This is a genomic window from Marivita lacus (assembly GCF_014637725.1).
GTDB lineage: Bacteria > Pseudomonadota > Alphaproteobacteria > Rhodobacterales > Rhodobacteraceae > Marivita > Marivita lacus.
The window spans coordinates 791,623-816,683 of record NZ_BMFC01000001.1; the positions used below are offsets into that span (position 1 = coordinate 791,623).

Genomic DNA, 25,061 nt, shown 5'->3' on the forward strand with positions numbered 1-25,061 from the left:
TTACGACGGTGTTTCGGGCCGTCGAGACGGCCCGAACGCGGGTTATCGGAACAACGACAGCAAGGATTGGGGAGCCTGATTGGCGATCGAAAGCGCCTGAACGCCCAGCTGTTGCTGGACCTGAAGCGCCTGCAACCGAGCTGACGCTTCTTCCATGTCCGCGTCGACCAGAGTTCCAATTCCAGACTTGAGTGAATCGGTCAAGCTCGAGATGAAATTGGCCTGGGTTTCGATCCTGCCTTGAGCCGAACCGAAGGAAGCTGCAGAATCCACTGCAGTCTGGATCATGAACTCAATGGCGACCAGTGCCGCATCCGCACCGGTATCAGTGGTTACGTCGATATCGTTGAGTTTTTCCAAACCTCCACCGATTGTCACTGCGGTCGGGCTGGTCAGAGTATCGATTCGTGCTGCGATCGTGTCCGTAGCGTCAGTCACTGTTGAAGACACGGTCAGGCTGCTTCCAGATGCCGAAACATTGAAAACGTCCGTGTCGAGGCCCTCTTCCGCGGCATATAAGGCAAAAGCCTGTGCAAGTCCTTTGGCGACATCACCAGCGGTGTCACCGTCCCGAGCGATGTACATTATTTTTTGCGCATCCGCAGTTGTTGCCCCGGTCGTGTAGTCAGCCGGTGTGAAATTATCGCCGTTTGCATCGGTACCGGTCAATCCGAGGCTGAAGATCTGACCAGCGCCAGTAGGCACCGTGATTGCCAAGGATGCACTTTGCGTTGCGTTTAGTGTCACCGCGGTCGTCAGATTTGCAACGGTTCCACCGGTCACGGTGCTTTCCGATGTTCCAAGGTCTTTCTTTGCAACGCCGATATCGCTCGCTGAAACACCGGAGGAGGAACGGTCAAGCGACGCAAGAACATTGACTGTGCCCGACCCAGCCGTGGTTTCCCGGTTCGAGAGCAAGTTCAGTCCATTGAACTGAGCTGCACCAACGACTGCGTTGATTTGATCTCTCAGAGCTACGATATCGGTTTGAATTTTTGCACGATCGACGTTCTGCTCTTGTGAAGAAACGATCTTGCCCTTCATCTCGGTGAGGAGGTCTGTAACCGTTTCTGCACCGTTGCGGGCCACCGCAACCGTCGATTCCCCAAGATTGAGGCTGTCAGATATCCCTTGGAACCCCTTCACGTCGGATTCCATGACTTTCGAGATTGCCCATACTGCAGCATTGTCACGCGCTGTACCAACTGATTTCCCGGTTGAAATCGCATTTTGGGTTTCGGTCAACCGAGAATTGATCGATTTAAGGGTTTGAAGTGCGACCATTGCGCCATTGTTTGTCAGAATGCTGGACATTGTGTTCCTTTCAACTGTGCTTTGCACATGGTTAGGCAAACCATGTCTTGGTTTACGATTGAATGTCATTCTGACAACTACCGGGATATCCCTGCGCCACGAATTGCGTGCCACTTCAACATTGCCTATAAATGTGAAGGGATCATAAATGTTCCGATAGAGAAATAAGTAGATATCACAAATTTTACGTAAATGGATGCACGTCTTAAGGGAATTTTAGTCATACTGGTGCATAGTTTGATGGAACCAATTGAGGTGCTCAATGACCCTCGAAAGTCAAAATATGCTCAGTCGTTTGTTGATTGCAAATCCTGACGGATTGTCATTTGTTTCTGTTGAATCAAAGGTTCAAAATAGTGAACATCTTTCCCGTCCCCAACACAACAACTTTCATGAAGTTATTTCCAGCTTGGGTGCAGTATTTGAAGCAATAACTTCAAATAAAGAAAATGTTCCACAAGAAATCGAGTCCAAAAAAATATTTGGACGAGAATACAAAAATAAACACAGACATAGAGACCAGGTTATCTCTCATTTGCGGCTTCTGGAGTCAAGATCTCCACATAGCATAAAGGTTTTGTTCGCACCTACTCAATCAGAAGATCGTAATGATGATTTTGAGATAGAATCAATCTCTGAGCAGGAGCGAGAAGATGGGAGCTTCCTGATGTTGGCCTCTGAAGTGATTGATGGATATTTGCATTTCGAGATTGGTGATCTACCGCCTGATGCAAGGAATAAAAATATCATGTTTCGAGATAAAGTGCAAAATAAGGATGACAGTTATCAGATTATCAATAGCAATTCTTCTTTTGATGAGCGCATGTTAGTTCGAAATGACGAGTCGAGTACAATAAGGAGTCAAGAATTTAATGGGTCGCACCATCAATATATATCTGATCTTCCAGTTGTGGTAAAATCAGATTACATGGCCAAAACTTCCATCGATGTGAATCAAATGAGCCAATTGTTGAGAAGTAAATCTAATGCTGATAGTACTCTTAAGAATTCTTTGTTTTCCATGCAAGCGGGCCACGAAACTCTGTCAGATTTTTTGGATAGAGGTCCAGTGTCATCTGACCTTCAATGGATCCGTCGAGAAAACGTCGACTCTTTGACGACGGAAGGGCGGAAGACCAAAATACTTCCACTGGAATTATCTACCGCGTTAATTTCTTCAGGCCTGTCTGACCTAAGTTTACTAAAGTCTATCGCACCAGAGGTTTGTGGGGGCCAAATTCCTGAAGGCTTGACCCCGTACAAATCAAAGCAAGGTGAAACAGTGAATGTTTATAGTCAGCCGAGTTTAAATATTCCATCCAATATATCGTTGAAGGCGGATTTTGACAAGTTCGAGTCAATATTAGTAATAAGTATTGAGGAAAAAAATGATTCACCAGATGTTAAGTTTATGTCGTCAAGCCAAGAGCTTATTGATCTGATGGCGCAGAAGCAGAGCTATCTGAGAATGACGTTTAAAAATTTCGGTATTGAAGGGTATGACTTTTTGTTTCAAGCTGGAGGCAATGAGATGCAAGATAGACAAAGACGTGTATATGAAAATATTCAATCGGAAAAGTGTTCTATCCTATGCAAGGATCAGGTTGAATTTGAATTCTCAGTATTTTCTGGTATCGATAAAAGGATCTAATATAAATGGATACTTCTATTGTAAGTGCAAGGACTGTTAATGCTGCTGTTGAGCTTCCACTGGCAGTCTCAGGAGATTTTGAGACATTTTTGAGAATGCTCACAACGCAAATTCAAAATCAGGATCCACTTAGCCCTATGGCAGCTGACCAGTTCGCAAGCCAGTTGGCATCATTCTCAATGGTTGAGCAGCAGTCTCTTACAAATCAAAAAATAGACTCTCTTGGTGTGGCTTTAGTAAATAAAAATATAGCGACATATTCGGCTGTGATCGGACGCATGGCATATCATGAAAAGCCGTTTCTATTTTCAGGATCAAGCATCACTCTAGAGGTTGGGGAGTTAGCTGAAATTGATGAGGAACTTAAGCTTTCTTTTTTAAATTCGGATGGGTTCGTTATAGCTGAGCGTTCATTGCTGCATGGCCAGGATATTGTGAATTGGGATGGAACCGATAATATTGGACGACTGGTTCCGGTTGGTTCATACACGGCAGAGCTTCGTAGGGCAACTGATGACACTCGGATGGATGTATCGGTTTCTACTGGAAATATTGTCGAGGAAGTGCGATTTGGCGAGGCGCAAGCGGAACTCCTTCTCTCGGATGGTACAACAATATTGGAGACTGAAGTATCTAAATTGCGCTAAGCGTTTAGACCCACTGATCACTGCGTGAGATCCCGAGGGTCAGGATTCATCACCAGTAGAAAACGATAAAAGCGAGGGCGATGGCTGAATGGAAGACTTGGGGACAGCGTGTAGCCACGTGCTGCCAGTCCTTGAGTCTGCCGTCTTGATGCCGTCGCATGAAAGCTTGTCACCATCGCCAACGCGCTATGCAAATCATGGAAAAAGTGGTCCCCTCATCGCGCTTGAGAAATTCAGTTGCTAAGTTGCGCCAAGGGTTAGTCTTGCAAGGAAACCGGTTCCAGAAAGTTCAGCCGAGAAAGGTCCGCACTGACATGTCGATAACGCTCACTGATTTGAGAAAGTCGTTTTCAGGCAAGCCGGCGGTGAACGGGATCGACATCGACATCGCACCAGGGGAGTTCTTTGCCATTGTCGGCGCGTCGGGTTGTGGCAAATCCACGCTTCTGCGCCTGATCGCAGGTCTGGAGGTTGCGGATGCGGGGGAGATTGCGCTGGGTGGCAAGCAGGTCAGCGGCCCGGGCCTGCATCTGCCGTCAGAAGCGCGGGGCGTGGGGTTCGTGTTCCAGTCCTACGCGCTCTGGCCGCATCTTGACGTGCGGGGCAACGTGGCCTTTCCGCTGGAGGCGGCCGGGCTTCGGGCGGTCGAGGCAGCACGTCGGGCCGAACGTCATCTGACCACCGTTGCGCTGGAGCACTACGCTTCGCGCAAACCGGCGGAGCTGTCCGGCGGCCAACGCCAGCGCGTGGCCCTTGCGAGATGCCTCGCTCAAGATGCGGGGATCATCCTCATGGACGAACCCTTGGCCAATCTCGATCCGCATCTGCGCGCCACGATGGAGGAAGAGCTTGTCGCCTTTCACCGCGCGGCGGCGGCCACCACGGTCTACATTACCCATGACCAGCGCGAGGCGATGGCGGTCGCCGACCGGATGGCGGTGATGGCGGCGGGCCGGTTCCTGCAAGTGGGTGCGCCCGACGAGGTCTATGCGCGACCTGCCTCGGCCGAGGTCGCGCGATTCATCGGCGAAGGCGTGGTGCACCCTGTCACCGTGACAGATGGTGTTGTGTCTTTGGCCGGGCAACCGGTGCCTGTGCAGGGGGAGGGTGGGGCAGACGGGCCGCGACTGGCATTGTTCCGGCCCAAGGATCTGGTCGTCACGGCGCACGGAGAGGGGGGCGCGCTGACTGGGCGTGTTACGGCGGTGCTTTATCGCGGCGGCTATTGGGAGGCGAAACTGGCGGTCGATGGCCTCACTGAACCCTTCCTTCTGCACCTGCCGCGGCGCGCGCAAGTGGGCGATGAATTGGCTTTGTGTGTTTCGGATGGCTGGCTCTTGCCCGAATGACGGATCACAGCCGCCAGGGCACAACGCCGGGCGGCAGGCGGCGGCCAAAGAGGTCGAGCAGCACCATGAGACACACCGTGGCCAGCACCGTGACCCCGGCCATCGCTGCGGCCAGCGTCGTGTAGCCGCCGTTTTCGTAGTTGTAGATCACGGTGCCGATGGTTTCGGTCCCGGTAGACCACAGCAAGGCGGACACCGTGACCTCGTTGTAGGCCGTTAGAAAGACAAGAATCGCGCCCGAAGCCGTAGCAGGGGCGACAAGCGGCAGGTACACCCGGCGCATACGCAGTCCCCAGTTTGCGCCTGAGACCCGCGCAGCCTCGTCCAGCGCCGGATCGAGTTGCAGGCAGGCGGCAGAAACCGGTTTCAGCGCCACTGCAAAAAAGGCGCACAGATAGGCCAGCACGATGATCCAGAGTGTGTTGTAGAGTGACACGTCGAGGATCGGTAGCGGCTTCAGGAAAGTCAGGATAAAGGCAATGGAAATGACGATGCTGGGGATTGCGTATGTGATCTCGGCCAGCGCGGTCAGCCCGATCCCGACCCGCCGGCGCGCATTGTGCGACACGGCGGACAGCCGCGCCAGGATCGTTGCCAGCCCCGCCAAAACCAGCGCCGCCAGACCTGCGGCAATCGTTGAGTTGGCAAAGGCGCGCAGCGTCACGGACTGGCGCAACAGGACCTGTTCGAAATTGGCCAATGTCATGGTCTCGAAGGTCAGGGGCAAGCCGTAGGTGATCACCAGCGCGGTGCCGAACAGCGAAGCCATCGGCAGGGCCAGCGTGACCGCCACCAACAGGACCATCCCCGCTTCGGCAAGCCATCGCAGGCGGCCAAGTTCAAGATGCAAGGGCGGCTGCGGTGGGCCGATCAGGGCGGACCGGCTGCGCGCCGACAGCATCATCTGCACGGCAATCACGACAATGGCGATCAGCGCCATGAGGGCCGAGAGAACCGCGACATCTGCCAGCATCGTGGGACCGAAACTCGACAGTCGTTGCCAGATCAGCACCGGCAGGGTTGTATAGCGCCCCGGAATGCCCAGCAGCGCCGGGATGCCGAAATTTCCCAGAGCCGACACAAAAGCCAGCGCGTAAGCGGCCAGCAGGCTAGGTGCCAGCAATGGTAGAATGACCCTGCCGAGCAATCGGATCGGACCAGCGCCTGCAACCCGAGCGGCCTCGGCCATCTCGCGGGGCAGAGTGCGCAGCGCAGCGAGCACGACAAGGAACACCAAGGGCATGTGCTGCACGGCGAGAAGCGCAATAACGCCCTCCTTGCCATAAAGCGGGTGCGGTGTGCCGGGGGGTGGGGCAAGGCCCAAGGCCCCAAGGAGTGGCGAAGACGGTCCCAAAGCCTGTGTCCAAGCAATCGCTGTCACATGTGGCGGCACCATCATCGGGATCAGCACGAGGAAGGTAAAGACCGCCTTGCCGCGCAGTGTCGTCAGCCCAACCAGCAACGCCACACCAACACCCACAATCAACGATAATACTGCGGAAATGGCGGCACTTTCCAGCGAGTTCCACAAGGCGCGCGTGACCGAGCGGCTGTCAAGCGCGTTGCGGATCGGATCCAGTGTCGGCACCCCGTCGGCCATCAGTCCGGTCTGCAGAAGCAGCGCCATAGGTGCCAACATCAGCACCCCGGCAAAAACAACGAGGGCGGCAAGGGTCACCCCTTCACCGCCCCCTGAAAATCTCGTCAGTCTCAAAAGGGCTCAGCCGCCGAAGATTTCGACAAACCGCAGGCGGTCCTGCTCTGCGCTGTCCAAAGCGGTTGCCGGATCGAACTCCAGAAGCTTGATCGTGTCGAGCGCCGGGAAGCCTGCGGGCGGGGTAATCGCCGGATGTGCAGGCATGTAGCCCATGTCTGCAGCCAATTGCTGACCTTCAGGTGAGATCAGAAAATCGATAAAGGCTTGCGCTGCAGGCACGTTCTGGGCTGTCGACAGAATCGCTGCCGGTTCGGTCACAGCCGAGACGCCTTCTTTCGGGAAGACGAAGCCCACAGGCGCACCGTTGGGGATTTCGCGGATCGGCAGGAAATCGACGACCATGCCGAACAACTGCTCACCTCCGGCGACAGCGCGGTAGACGCCACCATTGCCACCCTGCGGGTTGGTACCCTGCTCGGCCAGGCCTTCGTAAAAGTTCCAGCCAAGGTCCGGATGCGAGGTCAGCGACACCATGTGGATGGTGGCCGCACCCGATGTAAGCGGTGACGGCATGACGATTTGGCCCTGCGCTTCGGGGCGCAACAGGTCAGCCCAGCTTTCGGGCACGAAGGGTGCGGATGTGTTGTAGACGATGCCGGTGGTGATCAGCTTGGTCGAGAAGTAGTAGCCTTCGAGATTCATGATCGCTGGGTCATAGGCAGATACATCGGCGCCTTCGTAGGCGAGCAGACGGCCTTGCGCCTCCAGCCCTTCCATCGTGACCATGTCGGCGATGAGGAGCACGTCCGGCTGCGGAGCGACCGCTGCGAACTCGGCTTCGAGACGTGCCATGACCTGCGTGGTGCCGTCGCGAATCCAGTCGACCTCGACATTCGGGTACACTTCGTTGAACGCATCAACGGTGCGCTGTGCGTCTTCGTTGGGCTGCGAGGTGTAAAGAACCAGACGGCCGGAGACGTCAGTGTTCTGCGCAAAGGCGGGTCCGGAAACGGCGAGTGCCGCGACGGTTGCGATAAGTGTGCGGTACATGTCTTTTCCCCTGATGTTGGAGTGCAAATCCTTGGGTGATCAGCACCACGCGCTTAGCGGTTGCATGTAACGCTCACATGACCCGGTCAGGAACAAGCCCGGGTCGACATCGCCAACCCGACTGTCGAGTGCGGCCGCGCCTCTGCGTGGCCGCTTTCGAATCAAGCAATTGGAGATAACGCGATGAAACGCGCAGGTTTTGTGAACCGTTGGCTTCCGACCTTGCTGCTCTTGCCGCAGCTTGTCGTGATCGCGGTCTTCTTCTACTGACCCGCCGTCCATGCGCTGCGCTTCTTCAACCCGGAAACGGGACGCGCTATTTGATCATCGCGCCTGCGATCAGGTGGCGTGGTCCTGCATCCATTTGATCAGGTTGGACGGGGTTGTTCCGGAACACTGCGAAGGTTTGATCTCGGGGCGGTGTTTCAGCGGCAGCCGCAAGGGCTTTGGGCGCGATCTGTTTGCGTCTGTGCACCACACGCAGACCACTTGGCCGGATTCGTCAGTTTCTGCGATGTAAAGGATGTTGTCGGTCTTCATAGAAGTCGCTTTTTGTTACATATTCGGCAATTAGCCACAAAAATACCGAAGCTCAAATCCAAAAAACGTCATGGTGGAATACCGAAGCGCCGCATTGAGTGACTCAACGCGGCGCAATGAGCGGCAATGCTGGCTATGGCTTCAGCGCGAGAAAACGCTCTCTCAGCAAGCGAGGCCCAGCGCCTCAAGCCGTGAAACTGTTTCGGGCAAGCGATGCAGGTCGCGGCGTACTTCCAGCGTCAGGCGCGGGGAGTCCTCCAGGGCTGCGAAGGCTGCAAAGACCGGACCCCACGCAATGCGACCCTCACCTGGATGCCAGTGACGGTCGGCATACCCATCGACATCCTGAAGGTGCACATGCCCCAGATACCCAGCTGCTGCGGCAACAAAATCAACGACATGCGGCGCATCATAGCGCCCGTGGCAGATATCGGCATGGCCGGTGTCGATCGACACCTTCAGATTCCCATGTCCGATCTCGCGCACCAGATCGACCCGCGCAAAAGGATCGGTGTCGTCGCAGTTTTCCAGCACAAGGGTGCAGCCGGTGTCTGCCGCGCGGGCAAGCACGGGCGCAAGACAATCGGCGGAGCAGCTCATCAAGCTGGGATAGACCTCGGGATAATTCGCGCGATTGAGCTGGTGCCAATGGGTGAACGGGCTGTGGATCACCATCAGGTCCGCGCCAAGCGCCTCGGCCACGTCCAGCCCTTGCATCATGCGCTTCTGGACGATTGCGCGCACTTCCGTATCGGGAGATGCGATATCCAGCCCGAAGAACGGCCCGTGGATCGAGCGCGGACCTGTATGCCCGTCAAGCAGGCCGTGCCATGCAGAGATCATGTCCGAATGATCGCGCTCAAAAACGCCGATGCCACAGAAATCCTGGATTTCGATCGCGCGGCCGGGTCCACAGATCCAGTCGCGGATTTCAGGATAGGTGGTGAGCGTAACGGCAGTGCCCAGTAGGGGAAGTGTCATGTTTGGTCCTTATTTGATGCCCGCGCGCATGAAGCTTTGCACGAATTGGCGTTGAAACAGAAGAAATCCTACAAGAAGCGGAGCAGAGGTGATGAGCGTCGCCGCCGTGATGGTCGACCACTCGATGCCGCTATCTGTGGTCGCAAAGATCGACAGACCCACGGTCAGCGGCCGTGTCTCGACCGAAGAGGTCACGATCAACGGCCAGACAAAGTTGTTCCAATGGTGGCTGACCGAGACCAGCGCGAAGGCAAGGATCGTGGGTTTGGCGAGCGGCACGTAGACCCGCCAGATCAACCCCAAAAGCGTGACACCTTCGACACGGGCTGCATCGTCCAACTCCTTGGGAATGGTCTTGAACGTCTGGCGCAGCAGGAAAATCGCGAAGGCGGATGCGAAATAGGGCAAGCCAATCGCAAGGATTGTGTCGAGCAGACCCAGACTCGCAACAGTTGCGTAATTGCGCACCAGCAGGATATCGGGCGTGACCATCAGCTGCAAAAGCACAAGCGCGAACAGGATGCTCTTTCCCGGAAACTCCAGCCGCGCAAAGGCAAAGGCCGCATGGATACACAGCAAAAGCTGTGCGCCCAGAACCAAGCTGACCAGAAGGACGGTGTTCAGCAGGTAGCGACCGAACGGGGCGGCATTCCACGCGCCCACAAAATTCTCGACCGTCAGCGGTGCCAAGGGATCGAACCGCGTGACGAATGCGGGCGGGTGGATCGCAGACCAGATGGCCCATGCCAGCGGCAGCACCCAGATAAGCGCCAGCACCCACGCGCCCGTCACGAACAGAGCGCGGTCGACCCGCGAGGTATCTGTGACCATGACGCTCATTTGTAATGGATCCGACGGTCCATGAGAAAGAACTGGCCCAGTCCCACGATGGCCAAGATGGCCACCATCACCACGGTCAGTGTGGCCGCGTAGGCCGTGTCCCAGAACCGGAAACCGATCTCGTAGATGTAGTAAAGCAACAGCATTGACGCGTTGTTCGGCCCGCCTTGGGTCATCACAAAAATATGGTCCACCGTCCGGAAGGCATTGATGGTTGCATTGACCGACAGGAACAATGTGGTCGGCATCAACAAAGGCCATGTCACCCTGCGAAAGAACGTCCAGCGCGACGTACCTTCCAGCGCCGCCGCTTCGCGCAGGCTGTCGGGAATGTTTTGAAGGGCGGCAAGGTAGAAGATCATGAAAAAGCCTGCCTGGCTCCAGACAGACACCACCGTGACGGCATAAAGCGCCGTTGCGGGCTGACCGATCCAGTTTTGCGGACTCAGCCCGAGAGCCTCGCGAATTTGCTCGAAAAGGCCAAAGCCCGGCAGAAAAAAGAACACCCAGATGTTGGCGACCGCGATCAGTGGCAGCACCGTGGGCGTGAAATAGGACATCCGCAGAAACGCGCGGCCCGCAATGCGTCCCTGCACGAAGATCGCCATGGCAAGGGCAAGCGCGATGGAAGCCGGAATGGTCAGAGCCGCGTAAACCGCGTTGTTGCTCATTGCCTTCAGAAAGATCGGATCGGCCAGCATCCGGCGATAATTCGCGTCCCCCACGAATACCGAGGGGCGACGACCGCGCGGGGTCGACCAGAAGCTGTCGATCACGGTCTGGATCGCGGGCATGTGGGTGAAGGCAAACAGCAGCACCATCGCTGGCAAAAGCAGAAGTGCAGCATGACCCCAGTCTCGGTGCATTTATTTGTCCTTGAACGAAAGACGGCCCAAGTCTGGGCCGCCTTTTTTTGGTGAAGATACGAGGGTTAACGATAGGCTGACAGAATGGCGTCTGCCGCTGCCTGCGCATCGGCCATTGCCTGTGCCGGTGTCTTGTCACCAACAATCGCTGCCGCGATATTGTCGTTGATGATCTGCGTCACCTGCGGACCCTGGTAGGTCGACAGTTCCGGAACCGCGTATTCCAGCTGATCACGCGCAACCAGCGCACCGGGAACCTCTTGTGCGTAGGCCTGCATCATCTCGGTCTCCCAAGTGTCTGCGCGAGGCGCGACATAGCCTGTGTCGATCGACCATTGCGCGGCCTGTGCGGGTTCTGTGGCCCAACGGACGAAATCGACAGCCGCCTGAAGCTGTTCAGGGGTGGAGCCATCGAACAGGTAGAAGTTGCCGCCACCTGTCGGCGCACCGCGGCGTTCCTTGGCGGGCAACATCGCGACACCGAAATCGAACGGAGCATTCGTGCGGATGTTGGTCAGGTTGCCCGTGGTTGTCCAAGCGATGGCGGTCTGACCGTCCATGAAGGCGCGCGGGGTTGCGCCCCAATCAAGGATACCCGGCTCCATGATGCCGTGATCGCGCGACAGGGACACCAGGTAATCGAGCGCTTCGACAACGGCGGGCGTGTCGAAGTAGACCTCGGTGCCGGCATCATTCGCCAGACCGTCCTGACCGTTCGACGCAACCAGCCCCGTAAAGAGCCAGGACGGGAAACCAGAGGACGGGATCCGCACGCCCCATTGTGTCACGGTTCCGCTGGCATCGGTCACCGTCAGGGTCTTGCCCATCTCGACCAGTTCGTCCCAGGTGGCGGGCGGAGCTTCGGGGTCAAGGCCAGCCGCAGCAAAGGCTTCCTTGTTGTAATACATCACCGGTGTGGAGCGCTGGAACGGGATGCCCCAGGTCTTTCCGTCGGTCTGGCTGTTGCGCATGAACGAGTCAAAAAAGCCGCCGAAGAACGCGTCCTGCTCGGCTTCGGGAATGAAATCGTCCCATGGCAGGATCATTTCTTCGTCGAGCAGTGCGAAGAGGTCGACCGACAGGAGGATCGCAAGCTGCGGCGCGTTGCCACCGCGTGACGCGGTGATTGCGCGTGTGGTCGTGTCGGCATAGCTGCCACTATAGACCGCGTTGATCGTGACGTCGGGCGTTTGCGCCATGTAGTCATCGGTCATTTTCTGGATGATCTCGGCCGCGCCACCACCAACGGCAACGGGGAAATAGAACTCCAGTTCAACGGCCTGCGCAGCAGAGCCCAGTGTCAGGGCAACCGCGCAGGTCGATGCGGCAAGTCGAAGTCGTTCAAGCATGGGAAGGCTCCTTGAGGGGGGAAAGAAGAGCTGAAAGGCGCAGGCCATCAGGCCCGAAGACATGCTCGGCGCTGTCTGGCCATGCCAAGGCATGGCCGTCCGCCGGCAAGGCATGGCGCGCAGGAACACGCACCAGAACACGCACCCGGTGATCGTCGGGTCCGATCTCGAAGGCGGCCAGTTGATCGGCGCCAAGATATTCCACGCCCACCAGCCGGGCAGGCAGGCCCTTTGGATCAAGCACGATGTCCTCTGGACGGATTCCCACCATGCCACCTTCTGGCAGCGCGCCGGGTTCGGCGAGGCAGGCGACCGGAATCAGGTTCATGGGCGGTGTGCCGATGAACCGGGCCACAAAGGTATTCGCGGGGTTTTCATAGAGATCACGCGGGCTTGCCACTTGCTGCACCCGACCCTGATTCATGACCACGATATGATCCGCCATTGTCATCGCCTCGACCTGATCATGGGTGACATAGACCATCGTCAGGCCCAGCCTCTGTTGCAGCGCCCTGATTTCGACGCGCATCTCGGCGCGCAGTTTGGCATCGAGGTTCGAAAGAGGCTCGTCCATCAGGCAAATCGGACGATCCGAGATGACGGCACGCGCCAGTGCGACACGCTGCTGCTGACCGCCAGAAAGCTGCGCAGGACGCCGCGCAAGAAGGTCGGTCAATCCCATCATCGACGCGACCCGGTCGAGCCGCGCCTGCTGCTCTGCGCGGGCCACGCGGCGCACCGACAGGCCGAACAGGATATTTTCGGCCACGCTCAGATGCGGAAACAGCGCGTAGGATTGGAATACCATCGACAGGTTGCGCTGCGATGGGGGCAACGCGGTGATTTCGGTTTGATCGACGTAAATCTGCCCGGCGGTCGGCGTGTCCAGCCCGGCAATCAGCCGCAAAAGTGTTGATTTCCCGCAGCCGGATGGACCAAGGAGAACCGAAAATCGACCCGATGGCAGGTTTACGGACACATCGTCCAACGCGGTGGATGTCTCGAAACGGCGTTGAAGCCCACGCAGCGTGATGCCGCCTGCAGAATGCGTGGGCGAAGACGTGATGTGCATGACATGCGGGCCTGACTCGGTTTCACTCTCGACCTAGTGAACGCATGTGACACGATGGTGACAGCGTTCGGTTGACCGCGAGAGCGCCGAGAGCGCCCGCGCATCTCAGCCGGTGGTTCGACCTTTCAGAACTTCGGTTCCGCCCAATCGACGGTCCCAGCACCGATGTCATCAAAGGTTCATATGTGTTTCGAACTCTCGTTACCGAAGAGGGTGGACAGTGAGGCTGACACATTCATTCGGATGAATCACCGTGACTGGGCACTTGATATCGCAAAATTCAGGCACGCGGTTCCGTCTCTGTGACGCTGACGATCTTGCGTCTTGCCAAGAGGCATTCTTTGTCCCCGCGTCTTTGGAATTGACCGAACGACCGTACGAAGATGTCGACCGCGCATGTCCTGCCGTGACGTCCCGACACGGGATCCATCAAACAAGGCTCGCTTTGAACTCTTCGACCACCGTCTGCGGGATGGTCAGGACGGAACACGCGCACACCACCATCACCACCAAACCGAACCTCTGGGGGAAACCACCATGCTGAAAAGCATCATCAAGGCCGTTGCGGTTGCTGCTGTCACTCTGACAGCCGCGCCCGTCATGGCACAGGACGACACGCGGCCCGATCTGGTCGTTGCCGTCAACAATCTACCCGGCAGCCTCGAAGGCATCGAGGAAATGGGCAACGTTGCCGTCCGCATCACCTACTCGATGTATGACAGCCTCATTCGCCGCGATTTCCTGGCCGATGGGTCGGGCACAGCATCCAAGCTCGTTCCGGGTCTTGCCGAAAGCTGGGAGCGTATCGACGATCGCATACTCGAGCTGAAGCTTCGCGAAGGTGTCAAATTCCACGACGGTTCCGAACTGACCTCGGATGACGTCGTGTTTTCGCTCAATCCGGGTCGCGGCCACGGAAACAGCCCGCTGATCGGTGCCGCGCGTCGCTTCATGCTGAGCGTGTCGCATATCGAACCGGTCGACAAGTACACGGTGCGTGTCGTCTCGAAAGAGCCGGACATCCTTCTGGAACAGCGCCTTGCAGGTTACGCCTTCTGGGTCGTGAACGCCAAGAACTACATGACCGTTGGCAAGGACGCCTTTGCCCGCAATCCCGTCGGTACTGGCCCCTACAAGATGGATGAATGGGTCGAAGGCGAATACATCCGCCTTGCGTCGCATGATGACTATTTCGGTGGCAAGCCAGCGGCCAAGTCGGTGACCTTTGTTCAGGTTCCCGAAGTGTCCGCACGGATTGCCGGTCTTGTGTCGGGTGAATACGACATCTCGGTCAACATCCCGCCAGACCAGATTCCAACCATCGAATCCTACGAGGATCTCAAGGTTGAACAGATCGTTCTGGACAACACCCACATGCTGGTTTTCTACACCGCTGGCCCGCTCGAGGACAAACGCGTGCGTCAGGCGCTGTCGCTCTCGATCGACCGTGCGCTGCTGCGTCAGGCGCTCTGGGCGGACAAGAACTACACGCCCAATGGTCACCAGCTTCCGGCCTACACCATGTGGATCGAGGACTACCCGGAGTTCGAATATAATCCGGAAAAGGCCAAGGCATTGCTCGCCGAGGCTGGCTATAACGGCGAGGAAATCGTCTACAAGTTCCCGCTGAATTACTACCTGCTGTCCACCGAAGCCGCGCAGGCCATGCAGCAGATGTGGAAAGCTGTTGGCCTGAACGTCAAGCTGGACCCGGTCGAGAACTTCAGCCAGGTGACCGATCCCGAAGGCACCGTGCATATCCGTCCTTGGTCGAACACGCACCGCATGCCTGATCCCACCGGATCGTTCGTCCCGCAATGGGGTGCGGATTCCGAGGTGCAGAACAACAAGCAGTCTCCGGACCGCGCCTGGGACGCGCCGGCAGAGTTCAACGAGCTGCACGACGTGATCGTGGCATCCACCGATTGGGATGAACGCAAACAGGCTTACCGCGGCGCGCTGGACATCTGGATGGACGAAGCGCCGGGCACGATGCTCTACAACCCGCTGGAAACCTACGCCATGCGCAAGGACATCACGTGGAAGCCCTACGGCCTTTATTACATGGACCTGCGCCCGTACAATCTTCGCATTGGCGAATGATGTGACCCCGGACGGTCCCGCATTGGGGCCGTCCTCAATCATTCGGGAATGCACATGGGTCTCACCGTCAACAATTTGGAAGTGACCATCGAACGGCGCCGCGGCACTGCAGTGCGCCCCGTTCGTGGGGTCTCCCTAAGGGTCGAACCGGGTCGAACGCTGGCCCTTGTCGGCGAGTCGGGTTGCGGGAAATCCATGTCGTGCCTGGCCATCGCCGGTCTTCTGCCCCGGCGCGCCCGCATCAGCGCGGGCTCGATCGAATTCGAAGGTGCCGATCTGGCAACGATGCCAGAGGCACAGGCGCAAAAGTTGCGGCGCCGTCACGTCGCGAGCGTGTTTCAGGATGCCACCGGGGGTCTTAACCCCGTGCGCAGCATCGGCTGGCAGGTGGCCGAAGCGGTGCGCCTGCGTGAAGGTGCCACCCGTGCCGAAGCCGACCGGGAAGCGATCCGCCTTCTGGGCCGCGTCGGTCTGCCCGATCCGGAACGCCGCGCCCGCGAATACCCGCACCAGTTTTCCGGCGGCATGAACCAGCGCGCCATGATTGCGCTGGCGGTTGCAGGCAACCCGCGCGTTCTGATCGCCGATGAAGCGACAACCGCCCTCGACGTCACGCTCCAGGCGCAGATCATCGACCTGATTTCAGACCTGCGTGACAGCCTCGGCATGGCGGTGCTGTTCGTCACTCATGATCTGGGCCTTGTGGCCCAAAGCGCCGACGATGTCGCTGTGATGTATGCGGGTCGCATGGCCGAAATCGCACCTGTCGCCCGCCTGTTTGCGGCACCGCGTCATCCCTACACGCAGGGCCTGCTGAGCGCGTTGCCCGGCGCCACAGGGCAGAGCGTACGGCTCACCACCATCGACGGTACGGTTCCCCCGATCGACGCCTTGCCGCAAGGCTGCGCCTTCGCGCCGCGCTGTGGCAAGGCAAGCGCGCTCTGCCGAGATGTGGACCCGACCGTGCACGCAGGTGTGGCCTGTCACCACGTTCTTCCCGCCCCCGTCAAGACCAAGAGGGTTTTCGCATGAGTTATCTCGAAGCGACCGATCTTGCCCGCAGCTATCAGGTTGGGCGCGCAGGTTTTCTGCGCAAACCGCGCAGCTTTTTTGCGGTCGATGGCGTGACCCTTACCCTGAACAAGGGTGAGACCCTTGGCATCGTCGGTGAGAGCGGTTGCGGCAAATCCACCTTGGCGCGGTTGCTGTTGGGGTTGATCCCGGCAGACCGGGGCGTTCTCACTCTTCAGGGGCAACAAACACTTGGCGTATCCGAAACCGAGTGGCGTGCGCTGCGTCGGCGGATGCAGCTGGTCTACCAGGATGCGGCGGGTGCGCTTGATCCGCGTATGAGCGTGCGGACGCAAGTCGAGGAACCTTTGCACATCCACGGCCTGCCGCTTGACGGCGCCGAACGCGCCTTGCAGGCGGTGGGTTTGTTCGGTGCTATGGCCGACCGCTACCCGCATGAACTGTCCGGTGGCCAGTTGCAGCGTGTGGTCATTGCCCGTGCCCTTGCGCTTGAGCCTGAGATCCTCGTGCTGGATGAACCTGTCTCGGCTCTCGATGTGTCCATTCAGGCGCAGATCGTGAATCTGCTGATGGATTTGCAGCGCGATTTCGGCCTGAGCTATGTGTTCGTCAGCCATGACCTGAGCGTGGTTCGGCATATCTCCAACCGGGTCGCGGTCATGTATCTGGGGCGCATTGTCGAAGACGCCCCGCGCGACCAGCTGTTTGCCGATCCCAAGCATCCCTACACACGCGTGCTGATTGACGCTGCGCCAAAGCCTGATCCGTCCACGCGCCGCGCGATAAGGCTGGAGGTGGGCGATCCGCCCAACCCTGCCGATCCACCGGCTGGATGCGGGTTTCATCCACGGTGTCCCCTTGCTGTTGACCACTGCCGCAAGGAGGCACCGGAGCTTCGCCGCGTCGCCGAACGTCGTGTGGCCTGTCACCTTGTTTCGGAGCCGTTCGGATGATCTGGCTCCTGACCAAGACGCTGCGGGCCATCACCACCCTTTGGTTGGTGGTCACGTTTGTCTTTTTCGTACTGCGCCTGTCGGGTGATCCGACGCTGGTTCTGCTGCCCGACGATATCGACGAGGCGACGCGAGACTTCTATCGTCAGCTCTGGGGGCTCGACCGGCCCATCATGGTCCAATACTGGAGCTATCTCGGTGCGCTGCTTCAGGGTGATTTCGGGATCTCGTTCCGCAACAATCTGGACGCGTTTCAACTGGTCTGGGACCGGGTGCCAAAAACCGCGCTGCTGACCGGGACCGCGCTTTTGATCTCGTTGGCCATCGGCATCCCGCTGGGCATCATTGCCGCCCTGTACCGGGACAGTTGGATCGACCGGGTCGTGATGGCGGTGTCGGTCTTTGGGTTTTCCATGCCGAACTTCTTTCTCGGCATCCTTCTGATCCTCGTCTTTTCATTGAACCTGCGGGTGCTGCCGTCCTCCGGGTCCGGCACTTGGGCGCATCTGATCATGCCTGCCGCGACCCTCGGGATCAGCTTCGCTGCGCAATTTGCGCGCTACACGCGGTCTTCGATGATCGACGTCCTGAACAAATCCTACATGCGCACCGCCCGCTCCAAAGGTGCGGGGCCACTGCGTCGGGTGAACCTGCATGCGTTGCCCAATGCCGCGATTCCAGTGGTGACCATCCTTGGCTTCAAGGTTGGTGAATTGCTGGGCGGAGCGGTGATCACCGAAACAGTTTTCGCGTGGCCCGGCATCGGACGGCTTTTGACCAGCAGCGTCGCGGCGCGCGATCTTGCGGTGGTTCAGTGCATCATGATCCTGCTCGCCTTCACGATGGTTGTGGCCAATATGCTGACCGATCTGGCCTATGGCTGGCTTGATCCAAGAGTGCGCGTCGGCGCAAAGGCAGGTGCCCGATGACTGCGACCAGCCTTGTACATGGTCGCAGGTTCAGCCTGATCCGGCGGCTTTCGAACACTCCGGTTACTGTGCTGCTCGCTGGCGGGTTCATGGCGCTGATGCTGTTCGTGATGGTTTTTGCGCAGGTTGTGCAGCCCTACGCCTTTGACCACATCGATCTGCTGAACCGCATGGCCCCACCCGTGCCGCTGGAAGGCAGCACCTGGATACATCCGGCAGGCACCGACACCCTGGGCCGCGACCTGTTCTCACGGCTTCTGGTCGGAACGCAAACCTCGATGCTTCTCGCGCTTTTGGGCACATGTCTTGGGGCTGTGCTGGGCGTGGCGCTTGGCTTTCTGGCGGCGCACAAGGGGGGGATCTGGGACGAAGGGATCATGGGTCTGGTTGATTTTCAGGCCGCCATGCCGTGGTTCATCATCGCCTTGGCCATCCTTGCCTTTCTGGGGAATTCGATGGTGATCTTCATCGCCATCATGGCGCTGTATGGCTGGGAGACCTATGCCCGGATCACGCGTGGTCTTGTGCTGTCTGCGCGCGAACAGGGCTACGCCCTTGCGGTGCGTGGCCTGGGCGCGCGACCCAGCTGGATTTATCTGCGTCACATCCTGCCCAATATCGCAGGTCCCTTGCTGGTGCAGCTGACGGTCAATTTCCCGTCGACCATCCTTTTCGAGACATCGCTGTCCTTCCTCGGCCTTGGTATCCGTCCGCCGATGACATCGCTGGGCCAGATGCTGGGCGAGGGGCGTGACTATCTGATCAACGCCTGGTGGCTGGCCGTTGTGCCCGGCCTGACCATCTTTTTCATCACGCTGAGCATGTCGATCCTGGGCGATTGGCTGCGCGGCAAGCTCGATCCGTCTTTGGAGGACTGACATGACCCATATCATTTCGACCGGGTTCAATACCGGCATGGCCGATGGTGACCTGAGCCGTTTGGACCGACGGCTGGCGCATATGGTCGATATCGGCTGCACCGGCGCCGAGATCACCGCTGTCGGGCTGGACGCGGTGGTGGATTGTCGGCTGATCCCGGAACGCGTGGCAGAGGTGCGCGAGATCCTGTCCCGCTATGATCTGGCCTATTCGATGCATGCCCCCATCGCCATCAACCTTATGGACGAGGCCCATGCCGATATCATGTCGCTTGCTGCGACTGTATCGATGGAACTGGCCGCCGAGATCGGGGCCAAGGCTGTCGTTCTGCATCCCGGTCGGGTACACCCGCAGACTTGGGTTGATCGGAAATCCGCGCTTTATGCCTTTGAATTGGATCAACTTGGCCCGGTCGCTGACCGCGCCGCAGCGCTGGGTGTGCAGATCGCCTACGAGAACATCTCGCCCAATCCGCGGGTGATTGCGGGACAGGAAACGTCCTATTCGCTCGATCCGCGCTTCTTGGCTGAACAACTTGCGCGGCTCGATCATGACGCCGTGATCGCCTGTCTGGACATCAGCCACGCGCAACAGGGCGCGGGGCTTTGGGGGTTCGACATGCTGGAGGCTTGCATCGCGCTTGGCCCCTGGATCGGGCATATCCATTTTTCCGACAGCACCGGGCTGCCCGCGAGTTTTCCCACCGGAAGCCGAAATGAGCAGCATTTCTTTGGAACGGGCGATATGCACGCTCCCAAAGGGTACGGGCGTGTCGATTTCGATGCACTGGCCGCAGCCCTTCCCGTGCGCCCCGGCACCCGTGTTGTCATCGAGATCAAGACGAACTTCATCGCGCATGCAGAAGCGCAGACGCTTTCTGATGCCAAGGCCTTTGCGGACGCGGTGAACGGAGCACAGTCATGAAACAGGTGGATCGGGTCGTCATCATCGTCTTCGACGGGTTGCGACCAGACATGATCGCGGGCCGGATGCCCAACCTCGAGGCCTTCGCGAACCGGGGCCTGTGGTTCCGCGAGGCGCGATCGGTCTTCCCATCGATGACCCGCGTGGCGACAACTTCGTTTGCCACAGGGCAATGGCCGGGCGTGCACGGGATCGTCAACAACGCCTTTCACATGCCGAACGTCGTACAGGGCGCGCCTCTGGACACGTCGAATTTCGATCACCTGTCGCAGTTGAAGGCAGCCGAGGGGCAAGTTGTGACGAGCGTCAGCCTCGGCCACGCGCTTGCCGCACAGGGTTTGCGCATGGGGGCGGTGCATGCCGGGTCAGCAGGATCGTCCTACCTGGTGAACCATGATGTCGCGGAACATGGGCACTGGACGTTTTCCATTCACGGAGAAGCTTCGACGAAGACACCTGAGGCGGCGCGCCGTGCGATTGCGTCCCTTGGCCCGCTGCCTGCGCAGGATGTGCCGAAATTCGACACGATCGACTATGCGCGGCGCGCGTTTCTCGACATGGCCCTGACCAAGGATGGCCCTGAGGTTGCGCTGCTGTGGTTGCCGGAGCCCGACACGACCTGGCATCACTACGGGCTTGGGTCGGAACAATCGCTCGCTGTCATGCTCGCCGCCGACAGGGTCTTCGGCGATATCCTGGATGCCATTGACGGTATGGAAGGCCGCACGGCGGTCATCGCCATGTCCGATCATGGCCAGATCACGACAACCAGCCAGACCGATATCACGGGCGAAATGCAAGCCGATGGATTGCCCGCCAGTCACCGACCCGATGCCACCCACCGCCTTGCGCTGACCCGTGGCAACATGGGCGAATTGCGTAGCCTCGATGGGGATATGGGCTTGGTCTCGGCGGCGTGTGACTGGCTGATGTCTCGCGAGGACATCGGCATGGTCTTCGCCAAAGAAACCCTTGCAGGCAGTTTGCCGGGTACGTTTCCCATGTCGCTGGTCCACCACGGACATCAGCGCAGCCCCGACCTGTTTTTCCTGATGCGGTCCTCGGATGACGCTGATCCGTGGGGATTGCCGGGGCAGGGCGGTCTGATCGCGGGCGTGGACGTTGGGGGTGGGATGCATGGCGGGCTGAACCGACACGAGATGAACACGACGCTTGTGATCGGGACACCGGATGGACGGACAGGCATGGATACCAAACCTGTGGGCCTGGTAGATATCGCCCCAACCGTGGCTGCGCTGCTCGGAGTGGACATGCCATCATCCGGTGCAGCCTTGGCGGTTCATGAACCATGCCAAAGCGGCATTGAACATGAAACCTTCCGTGAGAGCCGTGGCGCGTTCTGCCAAGAGCTGCACAGGAACAAGGTCAACGGTCGCGTCTACCTCGACTATGGGGGGCGGGTACCGGCGGGCGCGTAGCAGGGCTAGTCCACTGTGGTTGCAAATTCAGCGGGTCACAGGGTCTGCGGCCATCCAGCGACATGGCGTTACCCCTCTGTTGGACTGGATTGGCCGGGCATCAACTTCGCTACGATTGCAGCGGTTTGACCACCAGTTCGCCCTCTTCCCGTGCTTTCATCGCAAGCGCGGCGGCATGTGCGCCGGCTGCTGTGGTGAAGTACGGGATCTTGTCATAGAGCGCGACCGAGCGGATTTCCCGGCTGTCTTCGACTGCGGCAGCGCTTTCGGTCGTATTCATGACCAGATCGATCCCGCCATCCTTCATCACGTCCACAATGTTCGGGCGGCCTTCATAGACCTTCTTGGTGATCTCACAATCTATGCCATGTTCAGACAGGAATTTCGCGGTTCCCGAAGTTGCCACGATGGTGAACCCCAGTTCAACCAGAATGCGGGCCGTTTCGGCCAACTGATCCGTCTTGTCGGAATTCTTGATCGAGAAGAACACATTACCCGATGACGGCAAGTGGTTTCCCGCACCCATCTGTGCCTTGAGGAAGGCGCGCGGGAAGGAGCGATCCCAGCCCATGACTTCGCCGGTGGACCGCATTTCGGGCCCGAGGATCGTATCCACACCTGGAAAGCGGGCGAAGGGAAGGACGGCCTCCTTGACCGAGAACCACGGCATCATCGGGTCCGCGAGAGTCATCGGGTCCGCAAGCGGCAAAACCGTGTCGTAGTCCGCGTTCTCGGGATAAGGATCGCGGATCGGAAAGTTGGTCAGCGGTTCGCCCGCCATCACCCGCGCCGCGATAGACGCAATGGCCGAGTCCGTCGCCTTGGCGACAAAGGGCACGGTGCGAGATGCGCGCGGGTTCACTTCGATCAGGTAAATCTCGCCATCCTTGATCGCGAACTGGACGTTCATCAGGCCAACGACGTTCAACGCTAGCGCGAGAGCTTCGGTCTGGCGGTTGATCTCTTCAAGGATATCGTCAGACAGCGAATAAGGCGGAAGCGAACAGGCGCTGTCACCGGAGTGCACGCCGGCTTCCTCGATATGTTGCATGATGCCGGCCACGTGGACACGCGTGCCATCACAGAGCGCATCGACGTCAAGTTCGATGGCGCCGGACAGGTAGCTGTCGAGCAGGACCGGACTATCACCCGAGACCACAACAGCCTCGTTGATATAGCGTTCAAGATGCCCCATGTCCCGGACGATTTCCATCGCACGACCGCCAAGAACGTAGGACGGACGGATGACCAGTGGGAAACCGATGTCTTCGGCGATGGCCATGGCCTGTGCGCCGGTCGATGCAATGCCGTTATGCGGCTGTTTCAGCCCCAGTTTCGTCACAAGTGCCTGAAAACGCTCGCGATCTTCTGCAAGATCGATTGCATCCGGTGTGGTGCCGAGGATCGGAATTCCCTCGGCCTCAAGCGCGCGGGCAAGCTTGAGCGGGGTCTGACCACCGAACTGGACGATCACGCCATGCAGCGTTCCGTTCTCTTGTTCGACCCGCAGAATTTCGAGCACATGCTCGAATGTCAGGGGTTCGAAATACAGGCGGTCGGAAGTGTCATAATCGGTTGAAACGGTTTCCGGGTTGCAGTTGACCATGATCGTTTCGTAGCCGACCTCGGTGAGGGCGAAGCAGGCGTGGCAGCAGCAATAGTCGAACTCGATCCCTTGGCCGATCCGGTTGGGGCCACCGCCCAGAATGACGACCTTCTTTCTGTCACTGGGCCGTGCCTCGCATTCTACTTCGCCCATCATCGGGGCTTCGTAGGTCGAATACATGTACGGCGTCTGCGCTTCGAATTCCGCAGCACATGTGTCGATGCGCTTGAAGCTGGCTTTCACGTTCAGGTTCAGACGACGGGCACGCACCTGCTTTTCCGTTGTGCCGGTCAGTGTTGCAAGCCGCGCATCGGTAAAGCCCAGCATCTTGAGCGCGCGCATGCCCGCCTCGTCGGCAGGCAGGCCGCTTGCGCGCACCTCGTCTTCGGTTTCCACGATCTCTCGGATGCGCGCGAGGAACCAGGGATCGTACATGGTTGTCGCGTGAATGTCGTCATCGGACAGGCCGTGACGCATGGCCTGCGCGATCGTGCGCATCCGGTCCGGGGTCTGTTGGCTGATCGCCTTGATGACGGCGGATTTCTCGGGAGCTCCTTCGATGTGAACCTCATCGAACCCGGTGAGGCCGGATTCCATCGAGGCCAACGCCTTTTGCAGCGACTCGTGAATGGTCCGGCCAATCGCCATCGCCTCGCCCACCGATTTCATCGCCGTCGTCAGGTGGGGTTCGGAGCCAGGGAATTTCTCGAAGGCGAATTTGGGGATCTTGGTGACCACGTAGTCGATGGTCGGCTCAAACGACGCGGGCGTCACCTTGGTGATGTCATTGTCCAGCTCGTCGAGAGTGTAGCCAACGGCCAGCTTGGCCGCGATCTTGGCAATCGGGAAACCGGTCGCCTTGGACGCCAGTGCGGAGGACCGGCTGACCCGCGGGTTCATTTCGATCACGACCATGCGCCCGTCCTGCGGGTTGATGGCCCATTGGACGTTCGATCCGCCTGTTTCGACGCCGATCTCGCGCAGCACGGCGATCGAACCGTTGCGCATGATCTGGTATTCCTTGTCGGTCAGCGTCAGGGCAGGTGCGACAGTAATGGAATCGCCGGTGTGCACGCCCATCGGATCGACGTTTTCGATGGCGCAGACGATGATGGCGTTGTCGGCGCTGTCGCGGACGACTTCCATCTCGAATTCTTTCCAACCCAGCAGTGATTCATCAATCAGGATCTGATTTACCGGAGAGGCGTCCATGCCGGACCGGCAGAAATGGACAAAATCCTCGCGGTTATACGCTACGCCACCGCCTGTGCCACCGAGGGTGAAGGCAGGCCGGATGATGGCAGGCAGGCCGATTTGCTCCAACTCTGCGAGGGCCATGGCAACGCCTGCGTCAAGATCGGGCTTGCCATTGGCCTTCTTCGGTGCAGTGATGATTGTCGCCTTCGGGTTTTCCAGCCCGATGCGATCCATCGCTTCACGGAACAGCTTGCGGTCTTCGGCCATCTCGATGGCCTCCCGCTTGGCGCCGATCATCTCGACGCCGAATTTTTTGAGGACGCCCATCTCTTCAAGCGCGAGGGACGTGTTCAGCCCGGTCTGGCCGCCCATCGTCGGAAGCAACGCGTCGGGGCGTTCCTGTTCGATGATCTTCGCGACGATCTCGGGCGTGATCGGTTCGATATAGGTGGCGTCGGCCAGTCCGGGATCGGTCATGATCGTCGCAGGATTGGAATTCACGAGGATGACACGGTAGCCTTCTTCGCGCAGAGCCTTGCAGGCCTGTGCGCCAGAGTAGTCGAATTCGCAAGCCTGGCCGATAACGATGGGCCCTGCTCCGATGATCATGATTGACTTGATATCGGTACGTTTGGGCATTGGGTCACCTCGTTTCGCGCGGATCCGTGCCGGGTGCTGTCCCG

The 25,061-nt window shown here is 58.6% G+C and carries 19 protein-coding genes and 2 pseudogenes; 10 read left to right on the forward strand and 11 right to left on the reverse strand.

Annotated elements, in window-relative coordinates:
• Nucleotides 1-42: 42 nt before the first annotated feature.
• A complete protein-coding gene (locus IEV82_RS03860) occupies nt 43-1,314 on the reverse strand; it encodes a flagellin N-terminal helical domain-containing protein (RefSeq protein WP_188480616.1) in 1,272 nt (423 codons plus the stop codon).
• A 262-nt stretch (nt 1,315-1,576) separates the two neighbouring features.
• Here IEV82_RS03860 and IEV82_RS03865 point away from each other — a divergent pair, with 262 nt between their 5' ends.
• Entirely contained in the window at nt 1,577-2,965 is a 1,389-nt protein-coding gene (locus IEV82_RS03865) for a hypothetical protein (protein ID WP_188480617.1), read from the forward strand.
• A 5-nt stretch (nt 2,966-2,970) separates the two neighbouring features.
• Nucleotides 2,971-3,612, forward strand: a complete 642-nt coding sequence (locus tag IEV82_RS03870) for a flagellar hook capping FlgD N-terminal domain-containing protein (RefSeq protein ID WP_188480618.1) — start codon at nt 2,971-2,973, stop codon at nt 3,610-3,612.
• 49 nt (nt 3,613-3,661) lie between these two features.
• Here IEV82_RS03870 and IEV82_RS03875 read toward each other — a convergent pair.
• Nucleotides 3,662-3,754: pseudogene (locus IEV82_RS03875) on the reverse strand (IS5/IS1182 family transposase); the annotation flags it as partial.
• A gap of 172 nt (nt 3,755-3,926) precedes the next feature.
• Here IEV82_RS03875 and IEV82_RS03880 point away from each other — a divergent pair.
• A complete protein-coding gene (locus IEV82_RS03880; protein WP_188480619.1) occupies nt 3,927-4,961 on the forward strand; it encodes an ABC transporter ATP-binding protein in 1,035 nt (344 codons plus the stop codon).
• 4 nt (nt 4,962-4,965) lie between these two features.
• Here the strand turns inward: IEV82_RS03880 and IEV82_RS03885 are convergent, their stop codons facing one another.
• The 8 genes and pseudogenes from IEV82_RS03885 to IEV82_RS24160 all read right to left on the reverse strand — a co-directional run.
• Complete coding sequence (locus IEV82_RS03885) at nt 4,966-6,639, reverse strand: ABC transporter permease (protein ID WP_229747653.1); 1,674 nt, start codon at nt 6,637-6,639, stop codon at nt 4,966-4,968.
• A gap of 42 nt (nt 6,640-6,681) precedes the next feature.
• Nucleotides 6,682-7,668, reverse strand: coding sequence for an ABC transporter substrate-binding protein (locus IEV82_RS03890; RefSeq protein ID WP_188480620.1), 987 nt, complete (start codon nt 7,666-7,668; stop codon nt 6,682-6,684).
• A gap of 702 nt (nt 7,669-8,370) precedes the next feature.
• Nucleotides 8,371-9,189, reverse strand: a complete 819-nt coding sequence (locus tag IEV82_RS03895; protein ID WP_188480621.1) for a sugar phosphate isomerase/epimerase family protein — start codon at nt 9,187-9,189, stop codon at nt 8,371-8,373.
• Nucleotides 9,190-9,198: 9 nt separating this feature from the next.
• Nucleotides 9,199-10,029, reverse strand: a complete 831-nt coding sequence (locus tag IEV82_RS03900; protein WP_373285166.1) for a carbohydrate ABC transporter permease — start codon at nt 10,027-10,029, stop codon at nt 9,199-9,201.
• Nucleotides 10,026-10,895 (reverse strand): carbohydrate ABC transporter permease, encoded by an 870-nt coding sequence (locus IEV82_RS03905; RefSeq protein ID WP_188480622.1) that lies wholly within the window; start codon nt 10,893-10,895, stop codon nt 10,026-10,028. The genes IEV82_RS03900 and IEV82_RS03905 overlap by 4 nt, the downstream gene beginning before the upstream one ends.
• 65 nt (nt 10,896-10,960) lie before the next feature.
• Nucleotides 10,961-12,244: an ABC transporter substrate-binding protein gene (locus tag IEV82_RS03910; RefSeq protein WP_188480623.1), complete on the reverse strand. Its 1,284-nt coding sequence runs from the start codon at nt 12,242-12,244 to the stop codon at nt 10,961-10,963.
• Nucleotides 12,237-12,818: an ABC transporter ATP-binding protein gene (locus tag IEV82_RS24155; protein WP_444543186.1), complete on the reverse strand. Its 582-nt coding sequence runs from the start codon at nt 12,816-12,818 to the stop codon at nt 12,237-12,239. The genes IEV82_RS03910 and IEV82_RS24155 overlap by 8 nt, the downstream gene beginning before the upstream one ends.
• A 45-nt stretch (nt 12,819-12,863) precedes the next feature.
• Nucleotides 12,864-13,187: pseudogene (locus IEV82_RS24160) on the reverse strand (ATP-binding cassette domain-containing protein); the annotation flags it as partial.
• A gap of 666 nt (nt 13,188-13,853) precedes the next feature.
• On the opposite strand from IEV82_RS24160, the gene IEV82_RS03920 reads away from it, so the two are divergent.
• Genes IEV82_RS03920 through IEV82_RS03950 form a run of 7 tightly spaced genes read left to right on the forward strand, consistent with a single transcriptional unit; the run spans nt 13,854 to nt 21,575 of the window.
• Entirely contained in the window at nt 13,854-15,419 is a 1,566-nt protein-coding gene (locus IEV82_RS03920; protein ID WP_188480625.1) for an ABC transporter substrate-binding protein, read from the forward strand.
• A gap of 54 nt (nt 15,420-15,473) precedes the next feature.
• Nucleotides 15,474-16,451, forward strand: coding sequence for an ABC transporter ATP-binding protein (locus tag IEV82_RS03925; protein WP_188480626.1), 978 nt, complete (start codon nt 15,474-15,476; stop codon nt 16,449-16,451).
• Entirely contained in the window at nt 16,448-17,404 is a 957-nt protein-coding gene (locus tag IEV82_RS03930; protein ID WP_188480627.1) for an ABC transporter ATP-binding protein, read from the forward strand. Before IEV82_RS03925 ends, IEV82_RS03930 begins: the two co-directional genes overlap by 4 nt.
• Nucleotides 17,401-18,333, forward strand: coding sequence for an ABC transporter permease (locus tag IEV82_RS03935; protein ID WP_188480628.1), 933 nt, complete (start codon nt 17,401-17,403; stop codon nt 18,331-18,333). Before IEV82_RS03930 ends, IEV82_RS03935 begins: the two co-directional genes overlap by 4 nt.
• Nucleotides 18,330-19,211 carry an ABC transporter permease gene (locus IEV82_RS03940; RefSeq protein WP_188480629.1) on the forward strand — a complete coding sequence of 294 codons (882 nt, stop codon included), beginning with the start codon at nt 18,330-18,332 and terminating at the stop codon, nt 19,209-19,211. The genes IEV82_RS03935 and IEV82_RS03940 overlap by 4 nt, the downstream gene beginning before the upstream one ends.
• Before the next feature lies 1 nt (nt 19,212).
• Nucleotides 19,213-20,136: a sugar phosphate isomerase/epimerase family protein gene (locus IEV82_RS03945; RefSeq protein ID WP_188480630.1), complete on the forward strand. Its 924-nt coding sequence runs from the start codon at nt 19,213-19,215 to the stop codon at nt 20,134-20,136.
• Nucleotides 20,133-21,575: an alkaline phosphatase family protein gene (locus IEV82_RS03950; RefSeq protein WP_188480631.1), complete on the forward strand. Its 1,443-nt coding sequence runs from the start codon at nt 20,133-20,135 to the stop codon at nt 21,573-21,575. The genes IEV82_RS03945 and IEV82_RS03950 overlap by 4 nt, the downstream gene beginning before the upstream one ends.
• Before the next feature lie 109 nt (nt 21,576-21,684).
• Here IEV82_RS03950 and carB read toward each other — a convergent pair whose 3' ends face one another.
• Nucleotides 21,685-25,017 carry a carbamoyl-phosphate synthase large subunit gene (gene carB / locus IEV82_RS03955; RefSeq protein ID WP_188480632.1) on the reverse strand — a complete coding sequence of 1,111 codons (3,333 nt, stop codon included), beginning with the start codon at nt 25,015-25,017 and terminating at the stop codon, nt 21,685-21,687.
• Nucleotides 25,018-25,061 lie beyond the last annotated feature (44 nt).